Origin of the sequence: Massilia sp. PWRC2, assembly GCF_049896725.1 — a bacterium.
Classification (GTDB): Bacteria; Pseudomonadota; Gammaproteobacteria; order Burkholderiales; family Burkholderiaceae_D; genus JAFCUW01.
Map to the genome: position 1 here is coordinate 204,907 of NZ_JAFCUW010000009.1, position 14,230 is coordinate 219,136.

A 14,230-nucleotide genomic window follows, 5' to 3' on the forward strand; every position below is an offset into this window, starting at 1 on the left:
AGCGCGGCGAGGTTTGCCGTGCGCTCAATCACATAGGGGACAGGCCAGGCCTGTCCCCTTTTTTTGTCGACTAACGCCGCGGTGCCTTGTACTCAGGGAACATCTCCTTGAACAGGAAGGCTTGCAGTTCCGACGTATCTTTCGGCCGCGCGCTCATCGTCACCACCCGTTGCAGGCGGTGCGAATCCCACTCGAAGTCGCCGGTTTTTTCCTTGCGAATCAGTTCGATCATCTTGTTGATGATGGCCGTTTCGATATCCGGCTCGGTGCCCTGCTCCACCGTCACCTGTTGCAGCCAGCGCCGCTTGAAATTCGGATTCCAGCCGCGGAACTTGACCTCGGCGCGGTTGAATGTCTTGTTGGTAATCGAAAACACCCCGCCCGATTCATTGCGGTCATCGCCGTGCGAGCGGCCATTGGCGGCGGCAATATTTGCCATGGCCACGCGGGTGGCCTTAGCGTTTTCACTTTCTTCGCCCGGCGCATCGCTGGGGTCCTTGGCGCCACGGGCCTTGCGGCGCGCTTCGATATACGCCTGCATATCGGTCTCTTGCGGCGGACTTTCCTTCACTGGCGTGGGCGGCGCTTCTTTTACCAGCTCGACCGGCTTTTCGTTTGGCAAGGTGATGGTATTGGGCAGGCGCTGGATCTGCACTGGCTTGCTGACCGGGGTCGGCCTGGTTTTCGGCGCTTTTTTCGGTGCCTGCTGCTGCGGTGGGGTCTTTTTCGGCTTGCCCACAGGCAGCGGCGCGATATACACCATGGTGGCACCGGCCGGCGGCGGCGCATGGCGCTCGCGGTTCGGTTGCAGGAAATAAATGGCAATTAACAGCAAGTGCAGCAGCACCGTGATGGCAATCCCGGTGCGGTTCGGCTTGCGCTGGCCGTACTCGCTCACACCAGCGACGGGTAAAGGCTGCCCGCACAGGGCGCAGACGCCGTCTTCGGTGTGGGAGTGATGGGTGTGGTCACGCAAAATGAAAGTCTGCTCACTCAATGGGGAAGGGTCTCGATGAAAGATGTTACTCACTCATGGCCGCAGTCTACCCGGTTTAGGCAGATGATGCGAAGACCTGGTGGCATGCTGGACCCCGACGCAACAGCTGATCGCTGATCGCTGGTGCGCCAAGCCTGCAGCTTACAAGAGTCCGGGCCACCGCATGTGACAGAATGTATCGCGCTAAGCCCGGCCTAAGTCTCTTTACATTTATTTATGCGCGAGGTGAACCACGTTGCTCGCCTCCGCCTCGGCAAACTCGGTGTCGTCCATCGGACCGGCACCGCTGTACTTGTCGAGGAACAGATAAATGACCGGGGTGATGTACAGCGTAATGACTTGCGAAAACAGCAGGCCGCCGCAGACGGCCAGGCCCAGCGGCTGACGCAGTTCGGCGCCAGCGCCCAGTCCCAGCGCAATCGGCAGCGCGCCCATCAGCGCGGCCAGGGTGGTCATCAGGATCGGCCGGAAGCGCAACACGCACGCTTCGCGGATCGCTGCGGCCGGACTCATACCCTGGTTGCGCTGGGCGTCGAGGGCAAAGTCGATCATCATGATGGCGTTTTTCTTGACGATACCAATCAGCATCAAGATACCGATGATGGCAATCATGGTCAGATCGAGCCCAAAAATACGCAGGGTCAACAGCGCGCCCACCGCCGCCGATGGCAAGCCGGCCAGGATGGTCAGCGGGTGGATAAAACTTTCATACAGCACGCCGAGCAGCACATAGATGACGCCCAGCGCTGCCACGATCAGGATGATCTGGCTCGACTGCGAATCCTGGAACACGGCGGCATCACCGCCGTAGCGGGTGATGACGGCCGCTGGCAGATTCATGTCGCCCCCCATCTTGTCGATGGCAGCGGTGGCTACCCCGAGGGGCACGTCGGGCGCCAGATTGAACGACAGCGTGATTGCCTGCAATTGGCCCTGGTGGTTGACGGAAATCGGCCCCACCGTGCGCTCGACGGTGGCAAAGCTCGACAGCTTGACCAGCTGGCCCCCCTTGTTGCGCACCGAGACCCGCTCAAGCGCATCGTCGAACTGGCGGTCCGCTTCGGACGCTTCGAGAATCACATAATAAGAAGCAGCCGGCGCATAAATGGTCGACACCTGGCGCTCACCGAAGGCGGCGTACAGCGCCGTGCGCACGTCGACCATCGCAACGCCCAGCGTATTGGCCTTGTCGCGGTCAATTTTCAGCTGCGCCTGCAAGCCGCGGTTTTGCGAATCGCTGGTGACGTCGCGGAAGTTCGGATTGGCGCGCATGCCATCCTGGAACTTGCTGGCCCAGCTGCCCAGCGACTCGGCGCCGCTGCCAACGCTTTGCAGGGTGTACTGGTAACGGCTTTTTGATTGGCGTCCGCCCAGCTGCAAGTTTTGCACCGGGCGCAGATAAACGGCGATGCCGGGCAGAGCGCGGGTGGCTTTGCGCAGGCGGTCGAGCACCACCGGCATCTTGTCGCGCTCGCCCCTGGCCTTGAGCACCATGAACATGCGACCACTGTTGCCGCCACCGGTGAACGAGGTGACGTCCTTGATGGCGGGATCGGCCATCATGATGGCGACCACTTTTTCCTGCAATACCAGCAAGGCCGCCGACGAGGTGTCTTCAGCCGCTTCGGTGGTCACCTGCACCTGCCCCAGGTCTTCTTCGGGGAAGAAACCCTTCGGGATGGTGACGTACAGCACCACCGTCAGGGCGAAGGTGGCCAGCGCCACCAGCAGCACGATGTTGCGGTGCGCCAGCGCGATGTCGAGCGTCGAGGCGTAGCCGTTGCGCACCCTGGCAAAGCCGGCTTCGAAATGGCGGCCGATGAACGATTTTTCGCCCTCGCCATTTTCCACATGGGGCGGCAGCAGGCGGCTGGCCAGCATCGGCACCAGGGTCAGCGACACCACCGCCGAGACCAGGATCGACAGGCCGACGACGACGGCAAATTCGTGAAACAGCAAGCCAATCACACCGGGCATGAAGAAAATCGGGATGAACACGGCGACCAGGGAGATCGAAATGGAAATAATCGTAAACCCCATTTCCTTGGCGCCCACCAGCGACGCATGCAAAGGCTTCTTGCCCATCTCGATGTGCCGCACGATGTTTTCCAGCACCACGATGGCGTCATCGACCACCAGGCCGACGGCCAGCGTGATGCCGAGCAGGGAAACGTTGTCGAGGCTGTAGCCGAGCCAGTTCAGCAGCGACAGCGCGCCCAGCAGCGAAATCGGCATGGTGACGGCCGGAATGAAGGTGGCGGCGGCGCGGTGCAGGAACAGAAAGATCACCATCACCACCAGCGCCACCGTCAGCGCCAGCGTCAGGTTGACGTCGTGGATCGCTTCGCGGATCGATACCGAGCGGTCATTGACCAGGTTGATCTTGATGGAAGCGGGCACCTGCGACTGAAAGCGTGGTAACAGTTTGCGGACGGCGTCGACCACTTCGACGGTATTCGCATTCGGCTGGCGCTGCACCAGCAGCACGATGGAGCGCTCGCCGTTGTAGCTGCCGGCCGTTTTGACGGACTGAAAACTGTCTTCGACGGTGGCGACGTCTTTCAGGCGCACCGGGTCGCCATTGCGGGTGGCGACGATCAGTTCGGCAAACTCGCTCGCTTTCATCAGCTGCGGGTTGCCCTGGATGGTGAGGGTCTGGCTGGGGCCGTCGAGAATGCCGAGCGGCGAATTGGAGTTGGCGGCGCGCAGGGCAATCGCCAGTTCATCCATCGACAGATTGCGTGCATTCATCATGTCCGCCTGCGCGCGGACCCGCACGGCAAAGCGTTTCTGGCCATTGACCGTGACCTGGGCCACGCCGGGCAGGGTCGACAGGCTGGGGGCGATCAGGTTTTCTGCATAGTCGTTCAAGTCCGACAGGCTCATCGACGGCGACGTCATGGTCATGAACAGCACCGGCGCATCGGCCGGATTGACCTTGCGGTAGGACGGCAATTCCGTCATTTCAGCGGGCAACTGGCGCTGGGCGCCCAGCAAGGCCGCCTGGACGTCGACGGCGGCGGTATTGATATCGATCGAGGGATCAAATTCCAAGGTCAGCGAGGTCGCCCCCTGGGTGCTCGACGAGGTGATCAGGTTGATGCCGGCGATGGTGGAAAACTGCTTTTCCAGGGGCAGCGCCACCGACGACGCCATGGTCTCCGGGCTGGCGCCGGACAGGTTGGCGTTGACGTTGATAACCGGGGTGTTATAGCTCGGCAGCGCCGCCACCGGGATGCTGCGGTAGGCCAGAATGCCGACCAGGATCATGCTGATCGACAGCAGCACCACCATGACGGGGCGCCGGATGCACAGTTCGGAAATATTCATGCGGCCCCATCCTTGCCCGCGGTCTTGGCGTCGGTCTTGCCGTCAGTCTTGGCAGCGGCGGGCTTGTCGGCCGTTTCAGCCAGCTTGACCTTGCCACCCGGACGCAGGTTCTGTTTGCCGTCGGTAATCACCCGTTCGTCACCCGTTAAACCTGATACTGCCGCGTTCAAGCCCCAGGCGTGCAGGCGCGCCACCGGCACCTGGCGGGCCGACTGGTCGGTGTCGACCACGTAGACGAAGGTGCCGCGGGTATTGATGATGATGGCCGTTTGTGGAATCACCACCGCGCCCGTCAGCGTTTGCACGGTGATGCGGGTGTTGACGTACTGGCCCGGCCACAGGCTGCTGTCGCGGTTGTCGAACTGCGCTTTCACGCGGATGGTGCCGGACATGGCATCGACCGTGTTATCGATAAAGCTGATGGCACCAATGACGCCGGCCGCGCCGGCGCTGCTGTTCGGGCTGGCCTGTACCGCCACCTTGCCGCGTTTTTGCGCGGCAATCAGTTCGCCCAGCGCCGCTTCCGGCAGGGTGAACGAGACGGAAATGGGGTCGAGCTGGGTGATGGTGGTGAGCGAGGTCGCCAGTTGCACCAGGCTGCCCGGATAGACATTGATGGCGCCGACGCGCCCGCTCATCGGCGCGCGGATGGTGTTATAGCTGGCCGACACGCCCGACGCGCGCAGCGCCGCCTGGTCGGCGGTCAGCAGGGCACGGGCCGAGTCGACCTGGCTTTTGAGGGTATCGAGGGCGCTTTGGGCCAGAAATTTTTGCGCCACCAGTTCGGTGCTGCGCTTGTACTGGCGCTCGACATCGGCCAGCGCCGCCTGATCACGGGCGATCTGCGCGTGCGCCTTGTCGACATTGGCGGCATCGCTGCGGTCGTCCAGCGAAAACATCAGATCGCCCTTCTTGACGAACTGGCCTTCCTTGATGTGGACGGTGCGGACGGTCGAGGTGGTCTGCGGGTGCAGGTCGACGGTGGACAGTGGCGTGACGGTGCCGTTCGATTGCAGCACGACGGGCACATCCTGGCGCAGCGGCTTGATAACGCTGACCACGGTCGGTGGCTGGGCCGCGCCGTTCTTGCCGCCGGCAGGGGCCGATGAGCTGCTGCCCCCGCTCAGGTACCAGGCGGTGGCGCCAACGATGGCGAGGGCGGCGGCGATGACGCCAATAGAAGGTTTGCTCATGCTGTTTCCTGGCCACCTCGTGGGCAGCGGTTTTGTGGTCTGGTGTTGGATAAAAAGGAAAAAAGAAAGAAACGGGGTGAAAAACTGCGCGAGTATTGTCGCATATTTCTTCTAGGACATTCTTTGAGGCGACAGTCGACAAGGACTAGCCCGGTCGAGGCGCGCGCGATTCAAGACGCCGGTAATAACAAGGTCACTTCAAGGCCCCCCTGTTGACGGTTGAGCAAGGAGATGGTGCCGCCATGTTGCTCGGCAATATTGCGGGCAATGGTCAAGCCAAGCCCGGTGCCACCCGATTCGCGCGAGCGCGAGGTTTCGATGCGATAAAACGGTTCGAACACGCGCGCCAGTTCATCGGCGGCGATGCCAGGACCATTGTCGCAGATGCGGATGCGCACGGCACCCGGCTGGCGGTCGACGGCGACATCGGCGCGCTGGCCGTACTTGACGGCATTGTCGATCAGGTTGACCAGGCAGCGCCGCAGCGACATGGGCCGCCCCAGCACGGCGACATTGGCGCTGCCGCGCAGCACCACTTGCTGGCCGCTGTCGCTGGCGTCATCGCACACGCTGTCGAGCAGCGAATCGACGTCGAGCGAATGCATGGCCTCGGTGGTATCCATGCTGCGCGCCAGATCGAGTCCTTCGCGCACCATCGCCTGCATGGCCGACAAGTCGCCGATCAGGCGCTCCTGCAGCTCGCTGTCGCCGACCTTTTCCAGCCGCAGGCGCAGGCGCGTCAGCGGGGTCTGCAGATCATGGGTGATCGCCGCCAGCATCTGGGTGCGCTGAAAAATGTATTGGCGGATGCGCGCCTGCATCGCATTGAAGGCGGCGCTGGCCTGGCGAATCTCGCTGGCGCCGCTCAGCGACAGCGGTGCCCGGTTGATGTCATTGCCCAGGTCCTTGGCGGCCTGCGCCAGCTGCTTGAGGGGGCGCGTGGTCATTTTGGCCACCAGGTAGGCGAGCAAGGCAATGCTGGCCAGGAACAGGCTGATGATGGGCGTCAAATTGGTTTTTTCGGCATACGGATAAATGCGCGGCGGCAGCACCGACAGGCGCAGCTGCTCGCCATCGCGCAGGCGGATGTCGATCAGTTCGCAGGCACCGCGCCACGGACCACTCTGCAGGGTGCCGAACATCGACGGTGTGGTGCGCGGCACATCGCAGGCGGCCGGGCGGCCGGCAATCGAGACGATCTGGTAAGCGCTGCCCATGCGTTCGCGCAGCGCCACGGCAAACTCGGTGGGCTTGTCTGCATGCACCAGTTCGCCCTGACGTTGTTCCAGCCGCACGCCGGGACGATTGGCCACGGCCAGGTAGGCCAGACGGGCCGAGGCGGGGACCACTTCGGTGGCCATGATCAATTGCTCGGCGCGTTCGAGGGCATGGCCGTCGCGCACCCCTTCGATGGCCCGCTGGCGTTCGGCGTCGGCGGCCCACTGGGTCAGCGCCGCGCTCAGCACGATTCCTAGCAGCAAAGTAAAAAACACCCGGCCCGTCATCGAGCCGAAGAACGCCCTCATGCCGACGGCTCCACCGTGACCTGACCGGCCAGCACGTAGCCGCCATTGCGCACCGTTTTGATAATTTGCGGCAGGCGCGCATCTTCGCCCAGCTTCTGGCGCAGGCGGCTGATCTGGATGTCGATCGAGCGATCGAAGGGATCGGCGTCGCGCCCCTGGGTCAGATTGAGCAATTGATCGCGGTTCAGTACCCGATTCGGGTGTTCGAGGAACACCCGCAGCAGGCGAAATTCGGCGCCCGACAGCATGATCACCAGGCCATCGGGATTGAGCAGGTGGCGCGCGGTGAGGTCGAGCGTCCAGCCGGCAAATTTCATTTGCTGGGCGTTGTCGGCCGGGGTATTCGAAGGCATGGCATGGCTGCGCCGCAGCACGCTGCGGATCCTGGCGAGCAGTTCGCGCGGCTCGAAGGGCTTGGGCAAATAATCGTCGGCGCCCATTTCCAGGCCCAGAATACGGTCGAGCGGCTCGCTGCGCGCGGTCAACATGATCACCGGCAGGCTCGAATGGGCACGCAGCTTGCGGCACAGGGTCAGGCCATCGTCGCCAGGCAGATTCAGGTCGAGCACCAGCAAATCAGGACGGGCTTCGTCGAGCACTTTCCACATGGCCGTGCCATCGGCCGCTGCCAGCGCCCGGTAGCCATTCGACTCGAGATAATCGGCCAGCAGGGAACGGATGTCGCGGTCATCGTCGACGATCAAAATTGTAGAAGGATTATCCATGCGACCAATTATCGCCACTTATCCCCCTGTTGCACAGTGAGTTTGTATCGCCATGTATATACGGCTTTGGACGAAACACTTAGATACAAACTATGACAATACAGAAACGCCGATGTTACACCTGGCGCCCATGATGGACAGCGTGCAGTCGTAGTTGAAGTGCCCATCCGCTGCAGTCAACTTAACCTAGGAAGCGCCCCCATGAATACCATTCGCAAACAGATCATCATCGCCCTCGCCGTCCTCGGCCTGGGTAGCGCCGCCGTGCACGCCCAGACGGCGCCGCCAGAAGGCAGCCACGCCAATGCCATGTCGCAACAGCAGCGCGCGGCGAAAATGAGCGAGCACTGGAACAAACGCCAGGCCAGCTTGCATGATGCGCTGCAACTGACGGGCGGCCAGGAAGCCGCCTGGACGGCCTACCTGAGCGCCATCCGTCCCGATCCGAAACTGGCCCCGCAGCCGGGCGAGCGGGACGCCTGGAAGACCATGAATGCGCCGCAGCGCCTCGACAAAATGATCGCCATGAGCGAACAGCATACGGCACACATGAAAGCCTCGGCCGGCGCACTCAACACTTTTTATTCGGTACTCAATCCGACCCAAAAGAAAGTGTTTGATCAGCAATTTATGGGCGAAGGCCATCATGGTCGCCATCAAGGCGGGCACGGCGGCCCTGAAGGACATGCCGCACCACGCGGCTAACTAGTCTGGCGGGGTGTTGCAGCAGGGAGGCGCTGCGGCGCCTCTTTGCACATTTTCGCAACATCGTGCCGCCTAATTCGTGCCAATTGACCAAAAGTCAGTGTAGGATCATATTGTATCCGTACGGCAATAGACGCAGGCGGTTCGTGGAGGCATGATGACTAGCAGTGTGTATGACAAGACTGACAAGGGTCGCGAAGAAATCGCCACCCGTAAATACCAACTTCCCGCCCGTGTGCGAACACTGCTGTTGCTGGTCGATGGGCGCCGCCCGCTCGAATGGTTGCTGAGCAACGTCGCCGGCCTGGGCCTGACCGCCCAGCACGTGGAAGAACTGCATGAGCAGGGCTACATTGCCGTCATTGCCAGCGCCGCGCCGGCGGCAGTGTCGGCGCCGGCCGCCAGGGTCGCCAGCAAGGTCGAGACGATGACGGCGATGATGGCCGATTCGGCCGAACTGCAGTTGGCGCTGCAACAATTCTATAGCCGCAGCATCAAGGCAGCGCTGGGCTTGCGCGGCATGATGCTGCAAATGAAAGTGGAGAAGGCCGCCAGCGTGCCAGCCATGCGCGAATTGCGCACGCCGTTTCTGCAGGCGGTGATCAAGGCCAAGGGCAGCGAAGTGGCGATTGCCCTGCGTGACGAGCTCGATGCGCTGCTGGGCGGCCCACCCGATAACGACGAGGTCATCATGCCGGCACCGGGCGAAGCCGCCCATGGCGCTTTTGATTTTTTCAATATGTCGAGCGGCGCGATCGATTACTGAGCGCTCAGCGCAGGCGCGCCAGCGACGCCGTGAATTTTTGCGGGTCCTGGTAGCCGATCACGCGGCTATCGGCAATTTCTTTGCCGCTTTTGTCAAACAGGATGATGCCGGGCGGTCCAAACAAATTGAAGCGCTTGAGCATGGCCTTGTCGGCGGCGTCGTTGGCGCTGACATCCACTTGCAGCAACACGGTATCGGCCAGCAGGGTTTTGACGGCCGGCGCGACGAAGGTCAGTTTTTCCATTTCCTTGCAGGACACACACCAGTCGGCATAAAAATCGAGCATGGCGCTCTTTCCGCCCGCCTGCGCCAGGGCCGCATCGAGCTGCTCGACCGTCTTAATGCGGGTAAACCGCAGCCCCTGCTCGGCATGACCGCTGGCGGCCAGGTGCGAGAGCGGCGCCAGCGGGTCGCGGCCGCCGCTGGCCACGCCAATCAGTTGCAAGATCCCCAGCACGGCCAGCGCCGCGCCCAGTGCGTTGGCATGCCAGCGCTGATGGCTGCGCAGCAAATAGAAACCATAGCCAAGCAGCAAGGCGGCCCACGCCAGCATCTGCACGGCCGGCGGCAATACCGGCGCCACCAGCCAGATCGCCATCGCCAGCATCAATACGCCAAAGAAGCGCTTGACCGCATCCATCCATTTACCTGCCTTCGGCAACAGCGAACCGGCCGACACCCCTACCAGCAGCAAGGGAATGCTCATGCCGATGGCCATCGAAAACAGTGCAGCGCCACCGATCAGCACATCGCGCGACTGGCTGATATACACCAGCGCGCCAGCAAGGGGCGCCGCCACGCAGGGGCCGACGATCAGGGCGGAGATGGCGCCCATGGCGAACACGCCGCCCAGCTTGCCAGCCTTTTGCTTGCCCGACACACCGGCCAGGCGGGTTTGCAGCGCACCCGGCATCTGCAATTCGTAGACGCCGAACATCGACAGCGACATGATGACGATTAACAGGCTGAAGGCACCGAGCACCCATGGATTTTGCAGCGCTGCCGCCAGCCCCTCGCCAGCCAGGCCCGCCGCCACGCCCAGCGCGGTGTAGACAATCGCCATGCCGAGCGCATAGGCGACCGACAGCAGCAAGCCGCGGCCGCGCTTGATGTTTGCGCCTTCGCCGACAATGATCGAAGAGAGGATCGGTACCATCGGCAGCACGCACGGGGTAAACGCCAGGCCCAGGCCGAGCAGGAAAAATGCGGGGACGATGGCCAGCAGCTGGCCGCCGCCGAGCACCAGGGCAATGCTGCCGAGGTCGGAAGTGGCGGGCGCCGGTGCGCTGGCGACGCTGGCGGCGCTGGCCGCCGCTGCGGCCAGCGTTGGCGTCGGTGCCAGGCTGGCCGCCGGCGTCGGGCTCATCGCCGCGTTTGGCGAGGTTGCCGTGCTGTTGGCCATCAAGCGGGCGCTGGCGTCCTGGGGGGCATAGCACAGGCCGGCGTCGGCGCAACCTTGCGACTGGGCGTTGATAGTAAACAAGCCGGGAGCATTGACCGGCAGCACGACGGTGACGCTGGCGCGGTAAGTCTCGACATTCTTCTGGAAGGTGTCGTCAAATTTTACTTTGCCGGCAGGGAATACTGGGATGCCCAGGGTGGCGCCCTCGGCCGTGAATTTGAAGCGCTCGCGGTACATATAGTAACCGTCGGCAATTTGATAGGTGACAGCGACGTGGCTGCCATCCTGCATGCGGGCGGAAAATTTGAAGGCCTGTTCGGGGGCCAGATAATCATCGGCAGCGTGGGCGCCGTTGATGGCTGCCCACAGCAGCAGCAGCACGGCGAACAGACGGGGCAACACTTGAAACATGATTTTCCTGGATGAAGAACGGCGGCAGCGAGCATCTTACACCGAGCGCCCCATTCTGACTTGTCCCGCCAGCGCCGGCGCCGCCTATTGCAGATACAGCGGCAGACGTAGCGTAAATACACTGCCGCAGCCGGCACCGGCGCTGGCGGCGCTGACCGTCCCCGCGTGCGCCTCGACCAGGCTCTTGACCAGCGCCAGGCCCAGCCCCAGGCCACCGCCCATGCGATCCGATGAACGCTCGGCTTGCACATACAAATCGAACAGGCGCGGCATCAGTGACGCGTCGATGCCGCTGCCATTATCGGTCACTTGCAACAGCGCCATGCTGCCCTGCGCCTCCAGGCGAATCTCGATGGCGCCGCCGTCGTTGGTGTAGCGGATCGCGTTGGTTAGCAAGTTGCTGAGCACTTGCACCAGCCGCGTGTGGTCGCCCAGCACCTGCAGCCGGGTCGCGCACAGCGCTTGCGCCATCCGATGCAGTTTCAGGCTGGCCGCAGCCTGCACCTGCTCGCTGGCAGCCGCAATCACGGCGTGCAGCTCGACCGGTACTGTGTCGATCTGCACCAGCCCGCGGCTGACACGCGAGACGTCGAGCAAATCTTCCACCAGCTTACTCATATGCACCACCTGGCGGGCGATCAGCGCGCCCATCTGGGTGGTACGCTCGGCACTGACGGTCTTCGATTGCAGCAACTGGGCGGCCATGCCGGCCGCCGACAGCGGCCCGCGCAATTCGTGGCTGAGGATGGCGAGAAACTCGTCCTTGCTGCGATCGGCCTGCTGCAACGCCGCCGCCTTGTCGTCCAGCAGGGTGTTGAGCGAAGCGATCCGGCTATTCGTTTCTTCGAGCCGGGCGGTGGCCTCCATCAACTCATCCTGACGCAGCTGCAGGGCAGCCAGGGTGTCGGTCAGTTCACGGTTTTGGTGGCGCGCTTCGGACAAGGCAGCGTCGGTTGGCAAGGTCTTGAAGCTGGCGATGATGGGGGCGAGTGTGTGCGCCGTCACGGTCGGCGCCTGCGCCGGCAAATATTTACCGACGATAATACGGGTGCCGCCTGGGCCACTGAGCAGATCGAAGTGATCCATCAAGCGCCGCGCCGACAGGATGCCCAAGCCCATGCCGGTGGCCGAGCGGTAGCGGCCGGACAGGATCAGGTCGATGTCGGCGATGCCGGCCCCCTGATCCTCGACCGTGATCAATAGTTGCGGGCGGGCGTCATCGGCGCCAATGGCAAACGCAATGGTCCCGGTGCCGGCATAATTAAAAATGTTGCGCGCCAGTTCGGACACCACGGTACCGATACGGGCCTGGTCGAGGGCCGCAAAGCCACAGGCGGCGGCAATCTGGCGCGCACGCTGACGGCCGGCGATGACGTCGAATTCGGTGGCAATGGCAGTGAGCAAAATGCGGTCAACCATGCACCAGGCCCCGCGCTCTCTTGCAACTGCTCATGCACCGCTCTCCCCCATCGATGCCTGCAGCGAAGCGTGCCCGAATGGCACAGGCGGCGCAGGCCGGCGACTATTATACCCTGCTGAAAATGTACTTGATGCAACACAACCTTGGCACTGGTGGCCGCCTGAACAAAAAAATGCCGCTCAAGCGAGCGGCATTTTTAGACTACTACCTGGAACGACGATTACTCGGCGGTCGGAGCAGCATCGACGTCGGAGACGTCAGGACGGTCCATCAGTTCGACGTAGCACATTGGTGCATTGTCGCCGACGCGGAAACCCATTTTCAGGATACGCAGGTAGCCACCATTACGGTTGGCATAACGTGGGCCCAGTTCAGCGAACAGTTTCAAGACCATTTCGCGGTCGCGCAAGCGGGAGAACGCCAGACGCTTGTTGGCCAGGGTGTCGGTCTTACCCATGGTCAGGATCGGCTCAACGACTTTGCGCAGTTCCTTGGCTTTTGGCAGGGTCGTCTTGATGGCTTCATGACGCAGCAGGGAAACGGTCATGTTGCGCAGCATGGCGAGGCGGTGGGACGAAGTACGATTCAGCTTGCGAAGGCCGTGACGGTGACGCATGGTAATTCCTTTCGGTTTTATTCCAGTTCTTCGATCAATTCAGGCAATGCCTCAATTGCGGACCGGTTATTGGGGGGTTATGGCCAGCCTGACAACACGCCAGGCCGGGGTGCAGCAATTACTTTTCCAGGCCAGCAGGCGGCCAGTTTTCCAGCTTCATACCCAGGGTCAGGCCACGCGATGCAAGTACTTCCTTGATCTCGTTGAGCGACTTGCGGCCCAGGTTTGGCGTCTTCAACAGCTCGTTTCCCGAACGCTGGATCAGGTCGCCAATGTAATAAATGTTTTCCGCCTTCAGGCAGTTGGCCGAACGCACGGTCAACTCGAGGTCGTCGACTGGACGCAGCAGAATCGGATCGACCAGCGGTGCACGCGATGGCGCTTCGGCAGCAGCTTCGGTGCCTTCCAGGGCAGCAAACACATTCAACTGGTCCACCAGAACGCGGGCCGACTGGCGGATCGCTTCTTCCGGCGTGATGACGCCGTTGGTTTCAATGTTGATGATCAGCTTGTCCAGGTCGGTACGTTGTTCAACGCGTGCCGATTCCACGAAGTACGATACGCGGCGTACTGGCGAGAACGATGCGTCCAGAATGATGCGGCCGATGGTTTTATTGGTGTCTTCCGACAGACGACGGACGTTACCTGGCACATAGCCACGGCCTTTTTCGACCTTGATCTGCATGTCCAGCTTGCCGCCAGCGGTCAGGTGGGCAATCACGTGATCCGGGTTGATCAGCTCGACATCGTGTGGCAGGTCGATATCCGATGCCAGGATGGCGCCTTCGCCTTCCTTTTTCAGGGTCAGCGTGACAGCATCACGGTTATGGACCTTGAACACCACGCCCTTGAGGTTGAGCAGCAGGTCGACCACGTCTTCCTGCACGCCGTCGAGCGACGAGTACTCGTGCACGACACCGGCGATCGTCACTTCGGTCGGCGCGTAGCCCACCATCGACGACAGCAGCACGCGGCGCAGCGCGTTGCCGAGAGTGTGACCGTAGCCACGCTCGAACGGCTCCATGGTGACCTTGGCATGACCGGCGCCGAGCGCTTCAACATCAATAATACGTGGCTTCAACAAACTGTTTTGCATGTAAATGTCCTTTTCAATACCCTCGGCCCGTTACGCCGATAAG

General features: G+C 62.2%; 11 protein-coding genes. 2 read left to right on the forward strand and 9 right to left on the reverse strand.

The features are described 5' to 3' along the window. Positions 1–70: 70 nt before the first annotated feature. The 5 genes from ACP7BZ_RS18015 to ACP7BZ_RS18035 form a co-directional block, all read right to left on the reverse strand. Positions 71–976, reverse strand: a complete 906-nt coding sequence (locus ACP7BZ_RS18015; RefSeq protein ID WP_426115675.1) for a hypothetical protein — start codon at positions 974–976, stop codon at positions 71–73. Positions 977–1,207: 231 nt separating this feature from the next. Continuing rightward, positions 1,208–4,327, reverse strand: a complete 3,120-nt coding sequence (locus ACP7BZ_RS18020) for an efflux RND transporter permease subunit (RefSeq protein ID WP_426115677.1) — start codon at positions 4,325–4,327, stop codon at positions 1,208–1,210. Next, positions 4,324–5,520: an efflux RND transporter periplasmic adaptor subunit gene (locus ACP7BZ_RS18025; RefSeq protein WP_426115679.1), complete on the reverse strand. Its 1,197-nt coding sequence runs from the start codon at positions 5,518–5,520 to the stop codon at positions 4,324–4,326. The genes ACP7BZ_RS18020 and ACP7BZ_RS18025 overlap by 4 nt, the downstream gene beginning before the upstream one ends. A gap of 170 nt (positions 5,521–5,690) precedes the next feature. Beyond that, positions 5,691–7,046 carry an ATP-binding protein gene (locus tag ACP7BZ_RS18030; protein WP_426115680.1) on the reverse strand — a complete coding sequence of 452 codons (1,356 nt, stop codon included), beginning with the start codon at positions 7,044–7,046 and terminating at the stop codon, positions 5,691–5,693. Beyond that, the gene (locus ACP7BZ_RS18035) at positions 7,043–7,771 is read right to left on the reverse strand and encodes a response regulator (RefSeq protein WP_426115682.1); all 729 of its coding nucleotides are present in this window, start codon (positions 7,769–7,771) and stop codon (positions 7,043–7,045) included. The genes ACP7BZ_RS18030 and ACP7BZ_RS18035 overlap by 4 nt, the downstream gene beginning before the upstream one ends. A 201-nt stretch (positions 7,772–7,972) precedes the next feature. Between ACP7BZ_RS18035 and ACP7BZ_RS18040 the strand changes: the two genes are divergently transcribed. Together ACP7BZ_RS18040 and ACP7BZ_RS18045 are read left to right on the forward strand one after the other, a co-directional pair. After that, positions 7,973–8,476, forward strand: a complete 504-nt coding sequence (locus ACP7BZ_RS18040) for a Spy/CpxP family protein refolding chaperone (RefSeq protein WP_426115684.1) — start codon at positions 7,973–7,975, stop codon at positions 8,474–8,476. Between the two features lie 157 nt (positions 8,477–8,633). Then, a complete protein-coding gene (locus tag ACP7BZ_RS18045; protein ID WP_426115686.1) occupies positions 8,634–9,242 on the forward strand; it encodes a hypothetical protein in 609 nt (202 codons plus the stop codon). Between the two features lie 4 nt (positions 9,243–9,246). Here the strand turns inward: ACP7BZ_RS18045 and dsbD are convergent, their stop codons facing one another. The 4 genes from dsbD to ACP7BZ_RS18065 all read right to left on the reverse strand — a co-directional run bounded on the left by dsbD (position 9,247) and on the right by ACP7BZ_RS18065 (position 14,187). After that, complete coding sequence (gene dsbD, locus ACP7BZ_RS18050; RefSeq protein WP_426115688.1) at positions 9,247–11,055, reverse strand: protein-disulfide reductase DsbD; 1,809 nt, start codon at positions 11,053–11,055, stop codon at positions 9,247–9,249. 84 nt (positions 11,056–11,139) lie between these two features. Continuing rightward, positions 11,140–12,474: an ATP-binding protein gene (locus ACP7BZ_RS18055; RefSeq protein WP_426115690.1), complete on the reverse strand. Its 1,335-nt coding sequence runs from the start codon at positions 12,472–12,474 to the stop codon at positions 11,140–11,142. A 221-nt stretch (positions 12,475–12,695) separates the two neighbouring features. Further along, entirely contained in the window at positions 12,696–13,091 is a 396-nt protein-coding gene (gene rplQ / locus ACP7BZ_RS18060; RefSeq protein WP_426115692.1) for a 50S ribosomal protein L17, read from the reverse strand. 118 nt (positions 13,092–13,209) lie between these two features. After that, positions 13,210–14,187 carry a DNA-directed RNA polymerase subunit alpha gene (locus ACP7BZ_RS18065; protein WP_426115694.1) on the reverse strand — a complete coding sequence of 326 codons (978 nt, stop codon included), beginning with the start codon at positions 14,185–14,187 and terminating at the stop codon, positions 13,210–13,212. Positions 14,188–14,230 lie beyond the last annotated feature (43 nt).

What these genes read in the sequence shown, in the direction of transcription:
- ACP7BZ_RS18055 (WP_426115690.1), bottom strand. Translation starts at nt 12,474, where the DNA reads ATGGTTGACCGCATTTTGCTCACTGCCATTGCCACCGAATTCGACGTC.
- ACP7BZ_RS18040 (WP_426115684.1), top strand. Translation starts at nt 7,973, where the DNA reads ATGAATACCATTCGCAAACAGATCATCATCGCCCTCGCCGTCCTCGGC.
- ACP7BZ_RS18035 (WP_426115682.1), bottom strand. Translation starts at nt 7,771, where the DNA reads ATGGATAATCCTTCTACAATTTTGATCGTCGACGATGACCGCGACATC.
- ACP7BZ_RS18045 (WP_426115686.1), top strand. Translation starts at nt 8,634, where the DNA reads ATGACTAGCAGTGTGTATGACAAGACTGACAAGGGTCGCGAAGAAATC.
- ACP7BZ_RS18025 (WP_426115679.1), bottom strand. Translation starts at nt 5,520, where the DNA reads ATGAGCAAACCTTCTATTGGCGTCATCGCCGCCGCCCTCGCCATCGTT.
- ACP7BZ_RS18065 (WP_426115694.1), bottom strand. Translation starts at nt 14,187, where the DNA reads ATGCAAAACAGTTTGTTGAAGCCACGTATTATTGATGTTGAAGCGCTC.
- ACP7BZ_RS18020 (WP_426115677.1), bottom strand. Translation starts at nt 4,327, where the DNA reads ATGAATATTTCCGAACTGTGCATCCGGCGCCCCGTCATGGTGGTGCTG.
- rplQ (WP_426115692.1), bottom strand. Translation starts at nt 13,091, where the DNA reads ATGCGTCACCGTCACGGCCTTCGCAAGCTGAATCGTACTTCGTCCCAC.
- ACP7BZ_RS18030 (WP_426115680.1), bottom strand. Translation starts at nt 7,046, where the DNA reads ATGAGGGCGTTCTTCGGCTCGATGACGGGCCGGGTGTTTTTTACTTTG.
- dsbD (WP_426115688.1), bottom strand. Translation starts at nt 11,055, where the DNA reads ATGTTTCAAGTGTTGCCCCGTCTGTTCGCCGTGCTGCTGCTGCTGTGG.